The organism is Winkia neuii subsp. neuii DSM 8576 (genome assembly GCF_000420405.1).
Classification (GTDB): domain Bacteria; phylum Actinomycetota; class Actinomycetes; order Actinomycetales; family Actinomycetaceae; genus Winkia; species Winkia neuii.
Map to the genome: position 1 here is coordinate 63320 of NZ_ATUW01000008.1, position 20475 is coordinate 83794.

The window sequence follows — 20475 nt, forward strand, 5'->3', positions numbered from 1 at the left end:
TGCGAACACTACAGCCCCAAGCGGCCAAGCATCTTGGGGTCAGACTGCCAATCTTTCGCCGTGCGCACATGCAAATCTAGGTACACGCGCCTGCCCAGATACTCTTCGATATTGCGCCTAGCGTTGGATCCAATCCACTTCAGCCGCGACCCGCCCTTGCCAATGATGATCGCCTTCTGCGAATCGCGTTCCACGTACATGTTCACATGGATGTCGAGCAGCGGAGGCCGCTTCTGCCCCTTCACTTTTTCGCGCTCGATTATTTCCTCGACCTGAACCGCCAGAGAGTGGGGCAGTTCCTCGCGCATGCCCTCCAGAGCCGCTTCGCGGATAAACTCCGCGATCATGGTATTTTCTGACTCGTCAGACTTGGCATCTAGGGGATACAGCGGCATCGAGCGGGGCAAATACTTCATTGCAGCCGAGATCAAATCGTCAACCTGCCGATCTTTCGCTGCTGAAGTAGGCACAATTTCGGCCCACTCGCCCAACTCGGAGACCGCTTGAATCTGCGGCAGCAGGCGTTCGGGCCCGACTAGATCGGACTTGGTGATAACAGCAATGATCGGCACCCGAACCGATTTCAACTCGCGCGCAATAAAGCGGTCGCCAGGACCTATCTTTTGATCAGCGGGAATACAGAAGAAGACGAGGTCGACCTGCGTCAGCGCCTCACGCACCTGGTCGTTGAGCCGCTTGCCCAGCAAAGTCCGAGGGCGATGGTATCCCGGAGTGTCGAGGAGTACTAGTTGCCCCTCTTTACAAGTGTGCACTCCCCTAATCGTGTGCCTAGTAGTTTCTGGGCGCATAGAGGTGATAGCAATCTTCTTTCCCACAATTGCATTAGTGAGCGTCGACTTGCCAACATTGGGCCTGCCCACAATAGTGGCGAAACCCGCCACAAAATCCTGGGGAGTTTCAGGCAGCGCAAGGTCAGCCCCTGCATTAGGACCTGCCATTAGCTCCTCGTCACTTGGAAACTCGCTCACTTGTCCTCGTTTCTTTCGCGCGCAATCACGGTAGTAATGGTGCGGCGCCGCCCGGTAGCTTCGCCAGCAGTCAAGTCTAGCCCCTGGATGGAGGCACTGGCACCAGCCAAAGGAACTTTCCCTAGTGCCTTTGCCAACAAACCTGCCGCAGTGTCCACGTCCTCGTCTTCAATTTCGAGGTCGAAAAGGCCGCCCAAGTCGTCTAGTGGGAAATTGGCGGGCACTTCCCAAACCCCGGCGTCGACGCGGTGAGGTTCCGCCTTAGAGTGGTCATGCTCATCTGTTACGTCACCGACTACCTCTTCAATCAGATCTTCTAAGGTAACCAGCCCCGAAATGCCCCCATATTCATCCACCAGCATCGCCATGTGGTCGCCCGAAGCTTGCATCTGGCGCAGCAAATCGTCTAAGAGGACGGTCTCGGGAACAAAAAGAATCGGTCGCATCATCGTGTGGATCGGCGCTGACAGCGAGTCTGAATTTCTATGTACTCGCCCCAAAATATCTTTCAACACCAGTACCCCGCGCACATCGTCAGTGTCCTCGCCCGTAACGGGGAGCCTGGAAAATCCCGACTTCACAAACAGGGATATTGCCTTCGTGGCAGGAAGATCCTTGTCTACAGTGATCATTTCTGTGCGAGGAACCATTATCTCGCGAACCAAAGTAGTGCCGAGTTCAAAGACCGAACGCAACAGCTCACGATCTTCGTCTTCAATTTCTAGGTTTTCGTCCTCGCCCAAATCGTCGACCATTTCGCGCAAATCTTCTGCCATAAGCTGGCGGGCCTCGGCCTCGGTCTGCCCCGCCTCGGGGCGCACCCACAAATACGCTTTAGTCAACGGCGCAAGTAAATACGTGGTAGCCCACACCGGGCGAGCCGCCAGCAGCGCCACTGTCTCGGGGTTACGCGAACCAATCGAATCGCCAAACAAGCCTGAAATAAGCCAGGCAGCCCCAGCCGAGATAATCACCGACGTTAGTATGCGAACCCAGGTTGGCCACCAGTCAAAGTTCACCGCCAAAACGATAATCACGGTGGCGAGAGTAGAAAACACTATGCGCACTCCCCTGGTAGCGGTGAGTGCCAAAGTCTTGTGTTCGACAATCTTAGCCAGAAGCGGAGCGCGCTTCCGGCCTTCCTGGACCAAGTCCTCTACGCGGGCTTTAGACAGACGAGAAAAAGCGGTTTCGGCCGCAGAGAAGAACCCGGTGAAAAATAGGCAAACTAGCGCGAGAAGGCCGAGCCACAGTAAGTCTTTCAATCTTTCTCCGCTAGGAAAGTAAGTAGCAGTTTGCGCTGCAGCGCAAACATGACCTTCTTTTCCTCTTCTTCCGCATGGTCGTAGCCCAACAGATGCAAGATGCCGTGGACGGTAAGCAAGAGCATCTCTTCGGTGGACGAGTGCCCCGCTCGGCTAGCCTGCTCGGCAGCCACCTGCGGACAGAGCACAATATCGCCTAAAATACCCGCCTCGGTAGGATCTTCGGCGCTTCCAGGGCGCAATTCGTCCATCGGGAAACTCATCACGTCTGTTGGGCCGGGCAAATCTAACCAGCGCACGTGTAGTTCTTCCATAGGCTCTGGGTCTATAAACATGATCGACAGCTCCGCGCTGGCAGAGACGTGCATTTTCTTCAGCACAAATGCAGCCAAAGCCGCGAATTCGGCCTCGTCAACTTCGTAGCTAGTCTCGTTGGTAACCTCAGTACTCACGTTTTAGCCTCTCGTTAGCCCCGTCTCGGCGATCGTAGGCATCGATTATTGCCCCCACGATCGCATGCCGCACCACGTCGGCAGAGGAAAACTTGCAAAACTCTATTCCCTCGATCCCATCTAGTACATTCACGGCATCTACCAGTCCAGAAAGGTTGCCACGCGGCAGATCCACCTGGGTAGGATCACCGGTGATAACCATTGTCGAATTAAAGCCTAGGCGCGTTAGGAACATCTTCATTTGCATCTTGGTAGTGTTTTGCGCCTCGTCTAAAATAATGAACGCATCATTTAGAGTTCGCCCGCGCATATATGCAAGCGGAGCCACCTCGATAGTCCCACTTTCGCGTAGCTCAAGTAGGGTCTCGGGTTCCAACATGTCGCCCAAAGCATCGTAGACGGGGCGAAGATAGGGATCTACCTTCTCGGTTAGGGAGCCGGGCAAAAAGCCCAGGGATTCCCCAGCTTCCACAGCAGGACGGGTGACGATGATGCGCCGCACCACGCCCTCGAGCAACTGCTGCACAGCCTTTGCCATAGCAAGATATGTTTTGCCCGTGCCGGCCGGCCCCACTCCGAACACGACCGTGGCCTGGTCCATGGCACGCACGTAGTCGGCTTGGGCTTTGGTGCGAGGGCGGATGGCGTGTCCACGGGCGGAAAGAACCGCGTTAGACACTGGAGCATGGTTAGCGGGTGTAGCTGCCAGCAGAGAGACCGCCTCGGCCACTTCCTCGGGCCCAAGTGGGCTACCTGCCAAAGCCAGGGAAATAAGTTCTTCGAACAGTGCTGATACTGCCTCTACCTGTTCGCTGGGGCCTTCTATATGAATGGCCCTATCCGCCACACGGATGTCGACCTGGGGCATGCCATCTTCGATGGCCCGCAGGGAGGCATCGCCAGGTCCAAATAATGTTACTGGAGCCAGTGCTTCCGGAATAGTAATAGTGCTCAGGGTTCCTCCTCGCCTTAGAACTATCTTAACTGTTCCATGCCCCGCACGTGCCGGCAATATATGCCAATGCGGCAGGCCCCGCCGAGGAGGTACGCAAGATAGTTTTGCCGAGTCTTGCGGGTCTGGCTCCCGCCGCTAAGAGCAGGTCTACCTCATCCTGGCTAATTCCCCCCTCGGGGCCAACGAGCAGCCATACTTTTTCTGCCTCAGCAATGGGAATGTCCATAAGGGGAACGGTGGCTTCCTCGTGCAGCACGATAACCAGGGTTCCCCCCTGAACGGCATCTTCCACATGCTGAGCCAATTGTTTTGTGTTAACGAGGGCGGCCACCTCAGGAAGGTACGACCGCCTGGACTGTTTAGTGGCAGCAGCCACCTTAGCGGCCCACTTTTGCACGCCCTTTTCGGCTTTTTGGCCATTCCATCGCACAGTCGCACGATCCGAGGCCCAGGGCCTAATCGCGTACACATCGAGCTCGGTAGCTGCTTCGATGCTGGCCTCGTCGCGGCCCCCCTTCGCCAAAGCCTGAACCAGGGTAACTTTCTTCCCCGGGAAGGGCTCTGACTGCGCCCTCAATACCTCGAGTTGGAGATCGTCCTTCCCGGCGGCCAGTACTTTACAGGTGGCCCTTCGGCCGTTCCCGTCCACCAAATACACCTCTTCGCCGGCGCGAATGCGCATCACCGCACTGGCATGGTGCCCCTCGGAGCCGTCCAGGCTAACCTGGTTGCCCTCGCACAGCAGGTCGCCGTCCGGAAATAGGAAGGCAGGAAGACTCATCTGCCGAACCTATCGCGCAGCCGAGCGAACATTCCCGAGCCCTCGCCCTTAGCGATGATCTTTTCTTCACCACGCAACGAGGCAAGTTGCGAAAGTAGCTGACGCTGCTCCTCGTTTAGGTGCCTGGGTACCTCGACATTTATGTGTACGTGCAAGTTACCCCTGGAATTGCGGCGCAAATGTGTAACTCCCAGCCCTTTCATGACAATGTCCTCGCCGGGCTGGGTGCCAGGGTCCAAAGTTAGCTCCCTGTCTCCGTCCAGAGTGGAAAGAGCAAAGGTGGTACCAAGAGCGGCCGCAGTCATGGGTACCTTTACCTCGGTGTGTAAGTCGTCGCCCTGGCGTTTGAATACAGGATCGTCCTGTTCGTGGATTTCGAAATACAGATCTCCGGCTGGACCGCCACCGGGACCTACTTCGCCACGCCCGGACATGCGGATACGCGTGCCGTGCTCAACGCCGGCCGGAATATCCAACTTGACGGTTTTCTTCGTGCGAACTCGCCCCTCCCCGGCACATTCTGGGCAAGGATCGGGAATTATAGTGCCATGTCCCTGACAGGAGGCACACGGGGCAGAAGTTACCATCTGCCCCAAAAACGAGCGTACCGTACGTTGGACCGAGCCCCGCCCCCCGCAGGTCTCACACTTGCGCGGCGAAGTGCCCGGCTTGCAACAGGAGCCGTCACAATTGGGGCAGACCTCGGCAGTGTTTATCTGCACTTCCTTCGTTGCCCCAAACGTCACATCTGAAAGAGAAGCTTCCACCACGGTCAACAAATCCTGACCGCGCCGCCCTCGGGGGACAGGCCCAGTTTGAGCACCGCTCCCGGCGCCAGCACCGAAGAAGGTTTCGAAAATGTCCGAGAAGCCCCCGAAAGCGTCACCGAATCCGCCGGTGTCGCCGCCCATATCGTACTTGCGACGCCTATCCGGATCTGAGAGAGTCTCGTAAGCTACCGACACCTCTTTGAACTCTTCCTCGTGCCCAGGCCCTGCCACGTCCGGGTGAAGTTTGCGGGCAAGCTTGCGGTAAGCACGCTTGATCTGCTCGGGGGAGGCGTCGCGCGGCACACCCAGTACTTCGTAATAGTCCTTCAACCGTTATTCCTTTCAGTTGGATAGGAAATGTGTCAGGTACCGGGCTATGGCGCCAACAGAACGCATTGTCCCCGGATAGTCCATGCGGGTGGGGCCAACAACGCCCACGTGGGCGCTCAGTCCGTCGTTGTTTCCGTAAGTTCCACTAATTACAGAAGCTTCGGAGAGCCCGTCGTGGCGATTCTCGGCCCCAATCGAGACAGCCACACTACCCCCACCCATTTCGGCAAACAACCTGAGCAGGGCAACCTGTTCCTCGAGGGCGTCGAGCACCGGGCCAATCGAGTGAACAAAATCCGTGCCAGAGCGCGCCAGGTTCGCGGTACCGGCCATCACAATGCGATCTTCGGCTGTTGGCAATGCCACTGTTAGCGCATCCAACACCAGAGTTGCCAAACCGGCGACCCCAGGAGCGAGCGTGGCAAGCAGATCCTTGCCTTTTACCAGTTCTTTCGGGCCGCGGCCTGCAAAAGTCTGGTTTATCCATGTGGCAACCTCGTTGAGCCCGGCCGGATCAACTTCAGCAGGAACCTCCAGTGGATGTTGTTCGACCCGCCCAGATTCGGTGATGATAACCAGCAAAACATAGCGGCTGGCGAGTGGAACAATCTCGAGATGGCGGAGCTTATCCCCCTGCATAGACGGGTACTGCACCACCGCGACCTGGTGTGTCAGCTGCGCCAGCACGCGCACCGTGCGTTCCATGACGTCGTCAATGTCTACTGCCCCGGCGAGCATCTTTTCTATTGCCTGCCGCTCTGGAGCCGAAAGAGGTTTCAGACTAGCAATCTGATCCACAAATGCCCTGTAACCTTTGTCAGTAGGCACGCGCCCGGCTGAAGTGTGGGGTTGATAAATGTAGCCGGCCTCCTCGAGCGCTGCCATGTCGTTGCGGATAGTGGCAGAGGATACCCCCAGATTGTAGCGTTCGACGAGTGCCTTCGAACCGACGGGCTCCCGATTGTTCACGTACGCAGAAACGATGGCACCTAGGACTTGATCCCTACGAGATCGACCCATGTTTTCCATCTCCTTTAGCACCCGGTGGCCTCGACTGCTAATCCTACGCGGTCGAGGCCACCCGATACCAACTGAGAGTGGCTTTTTCACTGCGGGCGAGAGCTAAGCTTTCAGTTCTGCTAGGGTCCCGACCATGGCCAGCGCTGCCTGAGCGGCCTCAAAGCCTTTGTCCTCGCGGGATCCTTCCAGACCTGCCCGATCCAGCGCCTGCTCCTCGTTATCGCAGGTGAGCACCCCAAATCCAATCGGTTTGCCCGTCTGCAAACTAGCCTGAGTGATCCCTTGGGCAGCGCCTTCGCACACGTAGTCGAAGTGCGGAGTCCCCCCACGAATAACCACGCCGAGGGCAACTACCGCATCTGCCGTCTGGCAAGCCACTTTACACGCCAGGGGCAATTCAAAGGAGCCCGGCACTCGCACCGTTCGGAACGTTGCACCCGCTTTGGCACACGCCCTCTCGGCTCCTGCAATCAGCCCTCCCATAACCTTCTCGTGCCAGGAGGAGGCCACTATAGTAACGTGCACGCCCGCCCCCTCGACCTGCAATGTGGGAATCCCGCTACCAGCCATCTTATTTTTGTCCTTCCGTGAACTTATCCAAATTGAGTATGTGCCCCAGCTTTGCTTTTGTACGCAAGTAGTCAATATTTTCCGGCCCCACCCCAACTACCAGCGGCACCACCTCTTCAACTTGCACCTGCGCCGGATCAAGACGCACCTTTTTGGGGTTGTTAGTCAGGAGCCGCACCTTGTGCAGACCCAAATCTGCCAAAATTGCCGCGGCGGCTCCGTACTCACGCATGTCTATAGGCCAGCCCAACGAGAGATTCGCCTGCGCGGTGTCTTCGCCCTCGTCCTGTAAACGGTAGGCCCGCACTTTTTCAGACAGGCCAATTCCACGGCCCTCGTGCCCACGCAGGTACACTAATGCCCCGCCTTCTTTTCCTATGCGAACCATCGCCTCGTGCAACTGAGGGCCGCAGTCGCAGCGCTTTGACCCGAAACCGTCGCCGGTAAGGCACTCGGAATGAACTCGCACCAGTGGAATACCCTCTGCCTTCTTCACCGAGGTGAGGGCAACATGCTCGGCCCCAGTAGTCAGATCCCGGTAGGAGGTAATGGTGAAGAGCCCGTAGGCCGTGGGCAGTTTCGCAGCCGCAATTCGCTCCACGCGCGGGGCCGGTTTCAAAGGAGCCCTTCCAGCTGCTGCTCGCTTGTCACTCTTGCGCCGGAAAGCCACTAAATCAGCGATCGTAATGACCCTCAAGGAGTACTTCTGCGCTAGAATTCGCGCCTGCGGCAGACGCATCATAGTGCCGTCGTCGTTTACGAGTTCACAGATGCCAGCCACCGGCACCAGCCCCGCCAATCGAGTAAGGTCCACAGCAGCCTCCGTATGCCCAGTGCGCTCTAGCACTCCCCCGTCGCGCGCTCGTAGCGGCACAACGTGCCCAGGCCGAATCAAAGCTTTTGGGTCAGGTTCCTTTCGCGCTAATGCGCGCAGGGTTGTAGTCCGGTCTGCAGCAGAGATACCGGTGGTTACGCCAGAAGCAGCATCGCACGTGACCGTGTAAGTAGTGCGGAGCGAATCTTGGTTCTGTTCGACCATGACAGGCAGTTCGAGGGCATCAGCCCGCTCGTTGGTCATAGGGGCACACAGGTACCCCGAGGAATGGCGAATGACCCAAGCCGTGGTCGAGGGGGTAGCCGTTTGCGCAGCAAAAATAGCGTCAACTTCATTTTCTCGATCGGCATCGTCGGCTACCAGCAGGGGGCGCCCCTGACGCAACTCCTCTAGAGCCAATTCCAGTTGTGAGGCAGAATCAGTCATTGTATTCCTCCAGGCGGGCCACGTATTTCGCAATAACGTCGGTTTCCAGATTTACTACTTGTCCTTCTTGTAGCTCCGCCAAGTTCGTAAGGCGCAAGGTTGTGGGGATAAGGCAAACGGTGAAATTATTTCCTTCGACCCTAGCTACAGTCAGCGATACGCCGTTTATCCCAACTGAGCCCTTTGGTGCTATCAACCTGGCCAAGTGCGCGGGGGCGGTGAAAGTAAACTCATCCCACTTTTGCGTTCGCTCGCGTGAACTTAGCCTCCCCAAACCATCTACGTGCCCTTGCACTAGGTGTCCGCCGAGCCGGGACGACAAAGTGAGGGCGCGTTCCAAGTTGACCTGACTTCCCGGAACAATTTGCTCGAAGTTACTTGCGCGCAGTGTTTCCGGCATTACGTCGGCGCTAAATGAGTGAGTATCTATCTCCGTGGCCGTGAGACACACCCCGTCTACAGCTACCGAATCGCCCTCGGCAAGTTCGCCAGCAAACGAGGCAGATATAGAAAACCTTTTCCCCCCTTCAGCATCGGTGACCTCTAGAATTTTCCCTACTTCTTCTACTAATCCTGTAAACACTTCTAGTCCTTAGTTTTCAGGGGCATCTTTACCAGCCAGTTAGTTCCCAAGCGGGTCAGGGTGGCCTCCCCCTCGATGGCTTCACTCAAAGTTGTAATGTTCAAACCGCCGAACGCAGGCCGACCTTTGCCCAAGATCTTTGGCGCCACGTAGACATTCAGTTCATCTACCAAGTGGGCGTTGAGGGCGGCGCTTATAAGGGTGGGCCCTCCCTCTAGCAGAATTCTGGTGTACCCCCTGGTAAAAAACTCTTCGAAGAGACTTTTTAACGCGTGGGTTTTAGCATGCTCAAACCCATCCGGCAGTGTTAGCGAGGACGAGCCGATCACCACCCTATGCGGTTGGTGAGGATTTTCGATCCCCTTTGGGCGGGCCGTAAGCCTAGGCAGGTCGGCCTCGTAGGTTTTAGTGCCCACGCAAATCGCATCTACGCTAGCGCGCAGCAAATGCGCATGTTCGCGGGCCCCCTCGGAAGTAATCCACTGCGAAGATCCGTCCTGTGCCGCTACTTTTCCATCTAGCGTTTGTGCCACCTTGGCAATTACCCAGGGCCGGTGCCGCTCCTGCACTTTTCGCCACACCTTGGTTACGTCCTGAGCGGCTTTCACTAAACCTGGGTCAGCTCCGGCACTTAGCGCATCGATCGCCACGATTCCCGCGCCGCTCAGGTAGGCGGCTCCACCAGCTGCGACCGGATTCGGATCCTTCTGGGCGTAGATTACTTTCCCGATTTTGGCTGCTGCAAGGGCCTTTGAACAGGGCCCTGTTCTGCCGGTGTGATTACAAGGTTCCAGCGTCACAACAGCGCAGGCTTTTTCGACAGAATTGCCCTTGGCGTTCGCATCCGCGAGTGCTGCTATTTCAGCGTGGGGGGTTCCAGCCCCTTTGTGGTAGCCTTCCCCGAGGATTTTTTCGCCGCTATAAATTACGCAGCCAACACGCGGATTTGGCCCATAGTTGAGGCCCTTTAGTGCCAGTGCGGTTGCTCTTGCTAGCACATTGTCAAGCAATGTTCCCCCTTTCGTGCATAGGGGGCGCCTGCCGCTGCGCAGGCGCGGCGGCACGTTACATTCTCCCTTCCGGACTGTTACCGTCGGTGCTGGAATCTCACCAGCTCAACCGCTAATGCGGGTCGCGGACTATACCGCCGGTTCAGACTTTCACTGACCCCGAATGCTTCACTAGCATTGTGCCACATTAAGGCTCGTTAATGAAAAATTGAGGGGTGGCGATCCGCCTTCGCTAAAATTGCTTGCATGTTCGACAGGTACGGCAGTGACGTTTTAGCCCACGACCCTCATCGGCGTCCGTCCTCGAAGAGGGTGCCAGCTACCTTGGGCCTAGTTGTCGAGGACGTAGAATCTGGTTGGGTGGGGGCCATCGTGGCCACCGAAAAAGTTGGCGGCATGATGGTGGTCCAACTAGAAGACGCGAGGGGGCGAGTGCGCGCATTCCCGATGGGCGCTGGATACTGGATTGACGGCAATCCAGTCGAGTTAGTGCCTGTGTCTAAGCGGGTGCGGTCTGGGCCCCACTCGGCTGGAGGACGCAAACTTACCAATTCCGGTTCCTATGCTCTGGACCCGGAACCAGCAAAGGTCGCTAAGGCCTCCCGCATTTGGGTCGAGGGCAAGCACGACGCTGAGCTGGTGGAACACATTTGGGGCGACGATCTGCGCCATGAGGGCGTAGTAGTCGAGTTACTCGAGGGTATCGACAATCTAGAGGCCGTGCTTCGCAATTTTCGCCCCGGTCCTAAACGACGGGCAGGGGTGTTGGTGGATCACCTCGTAAAGGGGTCCAAAGAATCGCATATAGCGAGGCGCATAGATGCTCTTTACCCCAGTTCAGTACTAGTTTTGGGACACCCGTTTGTGGACATCTGGCAAGCCGTGAAACCCGCGCGAGTGGGATTGTCGCGCTGGCCCGACATTCCCAAGGGCACTGACATCAAAGTGGGCACGCTGGCAGCTCTGGGGTGGCCCCATGCCTCTAAGGCGGATGTTGGCCAAGGCTGGAAGCGGATCCTTCGACAAGTGCGCACCTACAAGGACTTAGAACCGGCCTTGCTGGGGCGCGTCGAAGAACTCATCGATTTCGTTACTGCTTCTTGCCCAACAATTCCAGAGTGAGCGAGTCCGCCATGAGTCGCCCCTGAAGGGTGGCAACTACTCGCCCTGCCCCGTAGGCGGCGGACTCTAGCCAGCCCCACTGGTAGGCTCGCTTTGCGCCGGAGGCATCCACCTCAGTTAGGGAAATGCCTTCTGCAAGGCGGATTCCCAGCATAATTTTTTCAAGGCGTTTGGTTTCCCCCACTACCGTCTCGTCTTCAGCAACTACGGGCTTTCCTGCACGCAGGGCGTTGGCGTAAGCCAAGGGGTGTTTTATGTTCCAAAAACGCTTCGGCCCTAGATGTGAGTGGGCGCCTGGGCCGAACCCCCACCAGTCCCAATCGCGCCAGTAGGCAAGATTGTGTTTGCAAGCATTTTGCAACAAGGTGGCCACCACGCCCTCCTCGCCCCTTCGCGGGCGAGCCCAATTAGAGATTTCATACCACCGGTAGCCTGCGCGGCTTAGCAGCTGATCGGCCAACTTGTACTTGTCCGCCTGCTCGTCCGGATCTACCGGGGATATTTTGCCGCGCCTTAGTTGCCCCGCCATTTTAGTGCCCCCCTCGATCACCAGCGAATAACAACTCAGGTGATCCGGTTGCATCTGCACGGCAGTGTGCAAAGACTCCTCCCAATCGGCGATAGTCTCGCCCGGGGTCCCGTATATGAGATCCAGGCTCACTTCGAGTCCGGCTTCCTTTGCCCACTGCACTACCTGGGGAACGATTTGGGGCCTGTGGGTGCGCTCGAGCGTAGCCAACACGTGCGGTAGCGCAGATTGCATGCCAAAACTAATGCGGGTAAAGCCGGCCTGCGCGAGCGCACTAATACTTTGCTCCGTTACAGTCTCGGGATTGGCCTCCGTGGTGATCTCGGCGCCAGGGGCGAATGGAAAACTCCGGCGCAACTTCTGCAGTATTCGCCCAAGGGTAGCCGCCGACAGCAGAGTAGGGGTACCACCGCCAAAAAATACTGTTTGTACTTCGCGAGCACCAACTTTGCTTCGCGCCCGCTCAATCTCGATCGCCACGGAAGAATCATAGGAAGCCGGATTGGCCCCCAAACCGAAATCCGCCACGTAGGTGTTGAAATCACAGTAACCGCACCGTGCCTTGCAAAAGGGCACATGAACGTATACCGAAAACGGTTTAGACACGGATCGCTACCAAATCGTGAATGCTGCGCCCGGCCTGGATACCTCGTTCCTCAAAGGTTGTCAGAGTCCGTCCTGCAAATCGGGGCGCGAATCCGCCACGCGCTCCTGCCGGATCCGCAGTATCGGGGTTCATGGCTAAAAATTCGTTCTTCAGCCCCGGAGTACTCTCGATGGTGTCACGCATACCCCAGGCATAGTCATCCCAGTCCGTAGCTAGACGCCACCGCCCACCCGGACGAAGCCACCTGACAACCTGCTTCGCGAAAGGAACCTGCACCAGCCGGCGCTTGTGATGTCGCGCCTTGCGCCACGGATCCGGAAAGAAAGTCCACACTTCGCCAACCGACGCCTCCGGTAGCAACTTGGGCCCTGCCTGAGCAACGTCAGCCTCGACAAAGCGAACATTAGTTAACCCGTCCAGCTTATTTAGAGCCTTCGCAATCCCGGGCACCCAAACCTCAAAGGCCAAAAAGTCCTTCTCGGGATGTTGCCTAGCAGCGTGCAAAATCTGGTCTCCCGTCCCAGAACCAATCTCGACAATTACTTCGCTCTTCCTAGAAAACAGTTGCTCAAAATCTAGCGGTTCATGGTCCTCAGCCACAGTCGTATAGCCTTCGCCGCGCCGGATCGGAACCACAAAATCCGCGTTCTTTTCCATTGCCTTAGCTAAGTTGCCCTGCAGAGCACGCCCGCGCCGGGTGAACGACTTAGTGCGTGCGATAAAGCGCGTTGGATTGGGAGAATTCTTAGCCGGACTCACTTCTCCTCCGCATCAGAAGTGAGGGCCGCAATGAAAGCTTCCTGAGGCACGTCCACACTGCCGATAGCCTTCATGCGTTTCTTGCCTTCCTTTTGTTTTTCAAGTAACTTCCGCTTGCGCGAAATGTCGCCGCCGTAGCACTTAGCCAACATGTCCTTACGCAAAGCCTTTATAGTTTGACGTGCAATAACCCTGGCCCCAACGGCAGCCTGCACTGGGATCTCGAACTGCTGCCTGGGAATGAGTTCCTTCAGCTTCTTAGTCATCTTCACGCCGTAGGCGTAAGCATTGTCGCGGTGAACGATCGCGCTGAAGGCGTCCACCTGCTCGCCATTCAGCAAAATGTCGACTTTCACCAAATCAGCCACTTGCTCGCCCTCGACATCGTAATCCAAAGAAGCGTAGCCCTTAGTGCGCGACTTCAGCTGATCAAAGAAATCTAGCACGATCTCGGCAAGAGGCAGCGTGTAATGGATCTCGACGCGCTCGGGAGAAAGGTAATCCATACCCTTCATAACTCCGCGCCTCCCCTGGCAAAGCTCCATTACAGGCCCCACAAATTCCGAAGGAGTCAAAATAGTAGCCTTCACAACCGGCTCGCGTACCTCTTTTAATTTCCCGTCAGGATACTCAGAGGGGTTAGTAACCTCGACATGTCTGCCGTCTTCAGTAACCACGTTGTAAACCACGGAAGGAGCAGTAGCAATAATCGAAATGCCGGCCTCGCGCTCGATGCGTTCGCGGATAATCTCGAGGTGCAAAAGCCCCAGAAACCCACATCTAAACCCAAATCCGAGGGCGGCAGAAGTTTCCGGTTCGTAGGAAAGGGCAGCATCATTCAGGCGGAGCTTATCCAAGCCCTCTCGCAAGGCGGGAAAATCGGAACCGTCGATGGGATAGATCCCAGAAAACACCATGGGTTTAGGATCCTGGTAGCCCGAGAGCGGCTGGCTCGCCCCTCTTACCGCATCGGTAACCGTATCCCCAACCCTAGACTGGCGCACATCCTTCACGCCGGTAATCAGGTAACCGACCTCGCCAACCCCCAGCCCTTCACTGGGAATGGGATCCGGACTGATCACCCCTATCTCTAAAAGCTCGTGCGTGGTGGACGAAGACATCATCTTTACTACCTGCCGCGGCCGCAAAGCACCATCTACCACACGCACGTAGGTGACGACCCCGCGGTAGATGTCGTACACGGAATCAAAAATAAGAGCTCTAGCCGGCCCTTCAGCATTGCCCCGGGGGGCGGGCACCTCGGCGACAATTTTGTCCAACAGCTCCGCTACGCCCTCGCCGGTCTTTGCGGAAACCTTGAGTACCTCCGCTGGATCACAACCGATTAGACCGGCAATCTCTTCCGCCTGCTTTGCAGGTTGGGCTGCCGGCAGATCGATCTTGTTCAACACCGGAATGATCTGCAGGTCGTGTTCCATGGCCAAATACAAGTTGGCCAATGTCTGAGCCTGAATCCCCTGGGCGGCATCGACGAGCAGAATAGCCCCCTCACAAGCCGCCAGAGACCTGGATACCTCGTAAGAGAAGTCAACGTGCCCGGGGGTGTCTATCATGTTGAGGGCGTAATCGGTGCCCTCCACGGTCCAAGGCATGCGAACAGCTTGAGATTTGATAGTGATACCGCGCTCGCGTTCGATATCCATGCGGTCAAGATATTGTGCCCGCATCTCGCGAGATTCAACCACTCCCGAAAGTTGCAGCATCCGATCTGCCAGTGTGGACTTACCGTGGTCAATGTGGGCGATAATGCAAAAGTTGCGGATTAGCGAAGGATCCGTCTTTGCCGGAGTAATAGTACTGGCCGACTTTCCCTGTTTAGCGCTCACGCTACCTCCCAAACCGTAACTTCATCTAGTTTCCCACGTTCGAATAGACAATCCTAACCGAGCAACCTATTTGCCGGAAGCCGCACCGACTTGCGTAACCCCGGGGAATGCCTTCAAAGCGCTGACCAAGGTATCAGACCAGAGCTTGGCTCCGTTTTCGTCCGGGTGAATGTAATCACCAGCCAGCCAGTCGGGATGAGCTGCGATGGCTTGGTCCCAGCGGGCAACAACGACCCTGCGCGGATGAGCCTTGGCGAAGGCCACAATATCTTTATTATTTTGCTCAATCCATTCCGAAGATTGGTATTCCGGCCCAAAGCCGGTTACCAAAACAAGGCGGCGTTCCGGTCCTATTTGTTCGAGGGCGTCACTTAGGTTTTGGGGAGTGACTACCCCGTTGGTAGCCAGCGAGAGGACCACCCATCGGCCCAGCGTGCCCTTGCTCTTATATTGTGCGAGTAAATCTTGGGCTTGATCCCAGTGTCTTGAAACTTCGGCATCCACAATGGCCCCGGGAAAGGCGTTCTGGAGCGGGCTCAACGATGCTAGGGTCACCGAGTCGCCAATAATAGTGACATTTTGCCCGACCGGCTGGTTCTCCCCTAGATCCACTGGCGCAGGCTTGGACTTGGGGGCAGTTTTGGCAGCCACTTTGCCTTTTTCTACAACCTGTTCGGCGGACGTTTTAGCAGGCTGGAGCGCTGCCACTACTATTAGTGCACCAACTACCACGGCTGCCAAGCTCCAGGCAAATATCCGCCAAGGCCTAGAACCACGGTGAAGCCACCTGCCGAGCACCACAAAAATCCCTTCCCTTCGCATGGGTACTTCTACATAGGTGTAGGAAATGGTAGCCACTAGCAAAGACAGCCCGGCAACCACAGTTGCTACAATCCACACCTGCGTAGAGGGAAAAGCATGGCGGATGATCACCAGCACTGGCCAGTGCCACAAATAGAGACTGTAGGAGCGTTCCCCCAGCCAGCGCAGAGGAGCAACCTCGAGAATGTCAGCCAGTATTTTGGAAGCCTTCGCCTGCGGAGCGCTCTCTTGCGCAAGTGCGGCAATAACTCCCGCGGAGCAAAGGCACACTACAACAGTAAGGTACGGGTAGGTCAGTGGCGTCGAATCCTCCACCACAAAGAACGAGGCCACCACGCCTGCAAGGCCTATCCAGCCTGCCGCCGAACGCAGCTTAGCTCCCCTTGGCGCGGAAGCCATCGCAGAGAGAGGAGCTGTCTGTGAAAGCGCGAGGGCGGCACCAATCATGAGCGAAAAGCCGTGCGAGTCGGAGCCCATGTAGGCCCTGGAGACATCGAAGCCAAAGTGTACGAGTAGAGCCATTTCGAGGGCGGAAACCGCTCCCAAAGCAGCGGGCAGGGCAAAACGCCAGCTCCGGCGCAGATAGACGAGGAGAGCAACTACCAGCGGCCACAGCAGATAAAACTGCTGTTCGACGGCCAGCGACCACAGATTGCGAAATAGCGGCGGGTTGCCCTGGGCGAAGTAGCTATTGCCGGCCCAAATCTCGACCCAGTTGTATGTAAAGGTTGCGGCTCCAAACAATTGCCGGCGAATTCCCGAAAGCAGGTCAGTGGACACGAGCGCCGCAATTAGCGTGGTCACCACAACCGTAGAAGCTACAGCGGGAAATAGTCTGCGAACCCGGCGCAGCCAGAAGCCCACAAAATCAATGCGGCCGTTTCGTTCTTTTTCTTTTACCAGCAGACCTGTAATCAAGAACCCCGAGAGCACAAAGAATACGTCCACCCCTAAGAAACCGCCAGGAGCGCTAGAACGAAAGAGGTGGTAAGCAAGTACAGCCACACAGGCAAGGGCGCGCAGGCCATCTAGGCCGCGCACGCGGAACCGGGAGTTCTTATTTGGCGACTGCATAGCTAACATCATAGGGGCCGCATCCCAACCCCACTACCGCGCAAACTTTCACATGCACAATTGTCGTCCGGTACACAATCGCAGGGCGCGTCGCGGAAGCACTATTCCAGGCCGCATCGTGAAAGTGGGCACACTGCTTTTTCTTGCCCCGCAACTCTGCTACAGTAAATAGCTGGATTGCCGCCTGGTCGGGTGGTGGTCCGGTCATTTGCCAACCACGGCCGCCCCACGGCCTCAGTCCGGTGATGACATACCCTCACCGACCGATGTAAGAACGTACAGAGAGCGAAATCCGTGGCAAATATCAAGTCTCAGATCAAGCGTAATCGCACCAACGAGCAGCGTCGCCTGCGCAACCGCGCCGTCAAGTCCGAACTCAAGACTTACGTGCGCCACACCCGCGAGGCCGTTGAAGCTGGCGAGCGTGAAGAAGCCGAAAAGTACCTGCAGATTGCCTGCCGCAAGCTGGATAAGGCAGTCTCCAAAGGCGTCATTCACAAGAACCAGGCAGCGAACCGCAAGTCGAAGCTGGCTCGTCGCGTGAACAAGATGTCAGCCTAAGCTGATTGTTCTTCAAGTGGGCGCAACCGGGTGGTTGCGCCCACTTTTTACGTCTTGCGACACCGCTTTTGTTTTTTGGGCGATTACCAAGACAATAGCGTTATGAATCCGTTCGCCCTCTACGATGACCTGATCAGCCAAATCCCCTTAGAAGCGGTGGTACACGAGGCTATTTGCAACAATACCGCCTACGTAGCCGCCGACACCGGCGTCGGAATCGCGGCAGCACTTGGCGCCTTTCAGCCCCCTACACTTGCGGGAATCCCCCTGCGCGAGGTAGCTCACTTGGCAAAAAGTTGGGACCTCGCGAAAGCCAGCCTTGGAGTGGCCGCACTCAACGCCTACTTCAACCAAATTCCTGCAAAATCCACTGCTTCCGTATTTGACACCGCAGCCTCGTCACTGGAGGGAAAGAAAGTTGTAATGGTGGGACACTTTCCGAACGCGGTAGAAAAGCTGCGCCAGATCTGCGCCCTCACGGTGTTGGAGCGCTCCCCGCGTCCGGGGGATTTGCCGGATTCAGCCTGCGAGTACGTAATGCCACAAGCCGAAGTAGCCCTCATCACGGCTATGACGCTGGCGAACAAGACTATGCCCCGCCTATTGCAACTTTCGAACCAGGCCCGCACCTACTTGATTGGACCTTCCCTCCCCTGCGCCCCGAAAGTATTTGCAGGTAAGGCAAACGTGCTGGCAGGATCAGCTGTAGTAGATGCAAAATGGATCCGGGAGCAGGTAAAACAAGGCAAACCGGTATCGAAGCTAAAACCTGCCCTTGCGGCTTTCGAAATGGAGCTCTAAATGTCTATCCCCGTATCCTTTGACCAACTTGCCGATCTCTTCACCCACTACCCTTGTGCCACCCTAATTACTCTGCGCGAGGGCACGTTCGTAAAGATCATGACCGTGGACCCGGTGCTGAGGGCGAATCGAATAGTGGTTCCCGACGCACGGAAGTCTGTGCTGCTGAACGCAGCTGCTGACCCCCACGTCACGCTTATTTTGCAGCCCGCTCAGCCTCACGGGTGGACACTGATCGTAGACGGGCTCGGCAAGGTGGTCTTGGACAACCTGGAAATCGAAATGGTAAGCGGGATGCTGCATCGACCCCGCTCCCACTCCGACGGCCCTAATCCGCCTCTTACAACAGCTGCGAGCGCAACTGCTGGCCCGTCTTGGCCGACAGATAGGCCGGAGGAACGTCGAAAATAGTAATAGCCCCGGTCTGCCCTTTCGCTGCCAGAGTGTGTACCGCCCGCGCTGAGGCTACCAGCACCGAGCCTGTAAATTCGGGGTTCGAGTCGAGTTTGAGTCCAAAAGTGTATACCTGATCGATTCCTTCCGAGGTGTTACCACTGCGGATCACCTGCCCTCCGTGAGGCATGCCAGAGTGCTTGCGCTCTAGCTCCTCGCGGCTGATGAAATTCACAGTTGTGTCGTAGTCGGCAAAGTAGTTGGGCATGTTCACGATGTCGTGTTCAATCTTCTTCAGGTCGGCGCCCTCTTCGGCCACAACATAGCAGACGCGCCGGTGCATCTGGCGTGCAGACAGGTCTTCGCGCGAACCATTCTGTGCGGCCTCTACTGCCTCAGATACGGGGATCGTATACTGCACGCCCGCAGCTACGCCCTCGACACGACGGATTGCATCACCGTGCCCCTGGGAAATGCCCGGGCCCCAAAAAGTCCAGGTTTTCCCCTGAGGCAAAATAGCTTCTGCCAAAAGCCGATTTAGCGAAAACAAGCCCGGATCCCATCCCGACGAGATCATGGCCAGGTGCCCACTTTTCTTTGCTGCCGCATCCACTGCCGCAAAATACTGGGGAATCTTCGCATGAGTGTCAAAAGAATCTACAGTCGAGAAGAATTGGACAGCCCGGGGCCCAACCTGTTCCATGTCAGTGGCAGAGCCGCCGCAGTTAACACAAATGTCGACCTTCTCGCTCCACTTTTCCATATCAGCTACGGAAGCCACTGGCGTACCCGCAGTTCGTACCGTCGCCGGATCGCGGCGGGTAAAGACTACTACCGGATCCAGATCTTCTGCCTTAGAGGCTGCAAGTTCAACGGCCTTACCCAAATTTCCATACCCATTAATTGCAATTCTAATTTTTTCTGCCACCTTGGCCTCCTAATTTTTTATTTGTAAAAGCTAGACCATGTGGTTGCAATACGCCAGTTAGAACCGAATGATGGACCATTTACCGCTTCCCGCGCGCCGCTGCCACGCGCAATAAGGTTCTTTCAAAGGCAAATTCGGCATCGCGGGAGGCCCCCTTAATTTCCTCTTCCCCCGCAGCCACCGCCTGAATTGCCTCCGCCAAACCTACTTGCGACCAGCCTCTGCCCTCTCGGCGCGCCCGGTCGGCCTGCCAAGGAGCCATTCCTAACTCGCGGGGATTGCGCGCCCCCGAGGAAACTTTCGCAATATTGCGCAGCTTCAATGCCAACGCCGCGATTAGGGCTACCGGCACGGCCCCAGTAGAAAAGCCGTGTCTGGCCAATCCTATCGCCTCACCCGCATTGCCGGCGATCGCCGCATCGGCAATCGCAAACCCCGAAGCCTCCACCCTGTTGCCATAAAATACCTGTACGTCCCGAAGAGTTATGTTCCCTTCTTTATCCGAAAACAGCTGCGCTAGGGTCGCACACATTTCCTGTACGTCACTGCCCAAGGCATCGACGAGTCCCTCAATAGCGGCCGCCTCTACTGACCTTCGTGCCCGCCGCGCATCGGCACGCAGCAGCTCGGCCTTGTCGCGGGCAGTTTTAATTTGGTCGCAAACAACTACCGGGTAGCCGGCCTTGCCAATTGCCTCAAGTAGCTTTTTTCCCTTTTGTCCCTTGGCGTGGCGGGCCATAATCCATACGTCGGGCTCAGGCGATTTTAGATAGGCTAGTAAGTCTTTCGCGAGCGCATCCGACAGCGCTTCTAGGGAGTGGATACGTATGAGTCGCCCTTCGCCAAACAGCGAGGGTGCAGCATGTATACCGAGTTGGCCAGCCTCGTAGGTAGCAGCCTCCACATCTATAACTCCCGCGTTCGGATCTGCCCTGTTCACCAGTTCCCTAATACGTGCCTCTGCCCTATTTGCGAGCAAATCTTCAGGGCCGCGTATGAGCATGACAGGGCTAAGCTGAACTTTGTCCCAGGTTGTTTTTGCCATG

General features: G+C 56.7%; 22 protein-coding genes and 1 riboswitch. Of the genes, 4 read left to right on the forward strand and 18 right to left on the reverse strand.

The window, feature by feature from the left end:
- Positions 1-8 precede the first annotated feature (8 nt).
- The 11 genes from era to ribD form a co-directional block, all read right to left on the reverse strand.
- Positions 9-959, reverse strand: a complete 951-nt coding sequence (era, locus tag G437_RS0108315; RefSeq protein WP_231782347.1) for a GTPase Era — start codon at positions 957-959, stop codon at positions 9-11.
- A gap of 26 nt (positions 960-985) precedes the next feature.
- Positions 986-2254, reverse strand: a complete 1269-nt coding sequence (locus G437_RS0108320; RefSeq protein WP_024332103.1) for a hemolysin family protein — start codon at positions 2252-2254, stop codon at positions 986-988.
- On the reverse strand, positions 2251-2706 hold the full coding sequence (ybeY, locus tag G437_RS0108325; RefSeq protein WP_024332104.1) for an rRNA maturation RNase YbeY: 456 nt from the start codon (positions 2704-2706) through the stop codon (positions 2251-2253). Before ybeY ends, G437_RS0108320 begins: the two co-directional genes overlap by 4 nt.
- Positions 2696-3574, reverse strand: coding sequence for a PhoH family protein (locus tag G437_RS0108330; RefSeq protein ID WP_024332105.1), 879 nt, complete (start codon positions 3572-3574; stop codon positions 2696-2698). Before G437_RS0108330 ends, ybeY begins: the two co-directional genes overlap by 11 nt.
- 112 nt (positions 3575-3686) lie before the next feature.
- Complete coding sequence (locus tag G437_RS0108335) at positions 3687-4442, reverse strand: 16S rRNA (uracil(1498)-N(3))-methyltransferase (RefSeq protein ID WP_024332106.1); 756 nt, start codon at positions 4440-4442, stop codon at positions 3687-3689.
- On the reverse strand, positions 4439-5542 hold the full coding sequence (dnaJ, locus tag G437_RS0108340; RefSeq protein WP_024332107.1) for a molecular chaperone DnaJ: 1104 nt from the start codon (positions 5540-5542) through the stop codon (positions 4439-4441). Before dnaJ ends, G437_RS0108335 begins: the two co-directional genes overlap by 4 nt.
- A 12-nt stretch (positions 5543-5554) precedes the next feature.
- Positions 5555-6562 carry a heat-inducible transcriptional repressor HrcA gene (gene hrcA / locus G437_RS0108345; protein WP_024332108.1) on the reverse strand — a complete coding sequence of 336 codons (1008 nt, stop codon included), beginning with the start codon at positions 6560-6562 and terminating at the stop codon, positions 5555-5557.
- A gap of 102 nt (positions 6563-6664) precedes the next feature.
- Positions 6665-7132 carry a 6,7-dimethyl-8-ribityllumazine synthase gene (ribH, locus tag G437_RS0108350; RefSeq protein WP_024332109.1) on the reverse strand — a complete coding sequence of 156 codons (468 nt, stop codon included), beginning with the start codon at positions 7130-7132 and terminating at the stop codon, positions 6665-6667.
- Between the two features lies 1 nt (position 7133).
- Positions 7134-8393 (reverse strand): bifunctional 3,4-dihydroxy-2-butanone-4-phosphate synthase/GTP cyclohydrolase II, encoded by a 1260-nt coding sequence (locus G437_RS0108355; RefSeq protein ID WP_024332110.1) that lies wholly within the window; start codon positions 8391-8393, stop codon positions 7134-7136.
- Positions 8386-8976, reverse strand: coding sequence for a riboflavin synthase (locus G437_RS0108360; RefSeq protein WP_024332111.1), 591 nt, complete (start codon positions 8974-8976; stop codon positions 8386-8388). Before G437_RS0108360 ends, G437_RS0108355 begins: the two co-directional genes overlap by 8 nt.
- A gap of 2 nt (positions 8977-8978) precedes the next feature.
- On the reverse strand, positions 8979-9986 hold the full coding sequence (gene ribD, locus G437_RS0108365; protein ID WP_024332112.1) for a bifunctional diaminohydroxyphosphoribosylaminopyrimidine deaminase/5-amino-6-(5-phosphoribosylamino)uracil reductase RibD: 1008 nt from the start codon (positions 9984-9986) through the stop codon (positions 8979-8981).
- Between the two features lie 53 nt (positions 9987-10039).
- Positions 10040-10157: riboswitch (FMN riboswitch) on the reverse strand.
- Positions 10158-10232: 75 nt separating this feature from the next.
- On the opposite strand from ribD, the gene G437_RS0108370 reads away from it, so the two are divergent.
- Positions 10233-11108, forward strand: coding sequence for a DUF3097 domain-containing protein (locus tag G437_RS0108370; protein WP_081638942.1), 876 nt, complete (start codon positions 10233-10235; stop codon positions 11106-11108).
- Here the strand turns inward: G437_RS0108370 and hemW are convergent.
- The 5 genes from hemW to G437_RS11355 form a co-directional block, all read right to left on the reverse strand.
- Positions 11077-12243, reverse strand: a complete 1167-nt coding sequence (gene hemW / locus G437_RS0108375) for a radical SAM family heme chaperone HemW (protein WP_024332114.1) — start codon at positions 12241-12243, stop codon at positions 11077-11079. The two genes, G437_RS0108370 and hemW, sit on opposite strands and share 32 nt — an antisense overlap.
- Positions 12236-13003 (reverse strand): tRNA (guanosine(46)-N7)-methyltransferase TrmB, encoded by a 768-nt coding sequence (gene trmB / locus G437_RS0108380; protein WP_024332115.1) that lies wholly within the window; start codon positions 13001-13003, stop codon positions 12236-12238. The genes hemW and trmB overlap by 8 nt, the downstream gene beginning before the upstream one ends.
- Positions 13000-14850, reverse strand: a complete 1851-nt coding sequence (gene lepA / locus G437_RS0108385; protein WP_024332116.1) for a translation elongation factor 4 — start codon at positions 14848-14850, stop codon at positions 13000-13002. Before lepA ends, trmB begins: the two co-directional genes overlap by 4 nt.
- Positions 14851-14916: 66 nt before the next feature.
- Positions 14917-16746, reverse strand: coding sequence for an acyltransferase family protein (locus tag G437_RS0108390; RefSeq protein WP_024332117.1), 1830 nt, complete (start codon positions 16744-16746; stop codon positions 14917-14919).
- Complete coding sequence (locus G437_RS11355) at positions 16730-16954, reverse strand: hypothetical protein (protein ID WP_141739497.1); 225 nt, start codon at positions 16952-16954, stop codon at positions 16730-16732. The genes G437_RS0108390 and G437_RS11355 overlap by 17 nt, the downstream gene beginning before the upstream one ends.
- Before the next feature lie 86 nt (positions 16955-17040).
- Here G437_RS11355 and rpsT point away from each other — a divergent pair, with 86 nt between their 5' ends.
- From rpsT to G437_RS0108405, 3 genes are all read left to right on the forward strand, one after another.
- On the forward strand, positions 17041-17307 hold the full coding sequence (gene rpsT, locus G437_RS0108395) for a 30S ribosomal protein S20 (protein WP_024332118.1): 267 nt from the start codon (positions 17041-17043) through the stop codon (positions 17305-17307).
- Positions 17308-17409: 102 nt separating this feature from the next.
- Entirely contained in the window at positions 17410-18108 is a 699-nt protein-coding gene (locus tag G437_RS0108400) for a DUF364 domain-containing protein (protein ID WP_024332119.1), read from the forward strand.
- The gene (locus tag G437_RS0108405; protein ID WP_024332120.1) at positions 18109-18519 is read left to right on the forward strand and encodes a hypothetical protein; all 411 of its coding nucleotides are present in this window, start codon (positions 18109-18111) and stop codon (positions 18517-18519) included. It begins immediately after the preceding gene.
- Here G437_RS0108405 and G437_RS0108410 read toward each other — a convergent pair.
- Entirely contained in the window at positions 18449-19429 is a 981-nt protein-coding gene (locus G437_RS0108410; RefSeq protein ID WP_029769496.1) for a diaminopimelate dehydrogenase, read from the reverse strand. The genes G437_RS0108405 and G437_RS0108410 overlap by 71 nt on opposite strands.
- A gap of 79 nt (positions 19430-19508) precedes the next feature.
- Entirely contained in the window at positions 19509-20474 is a 966-nt protein-coding gene (gene holA, locus G437_RS0108415; RefSeq protein WP_024332122.1) for a DNA polymerase III subunit delta, read from the reverse strand.
- Between the last annotated feature and the right edge of the window lies 1 nt (position 20475).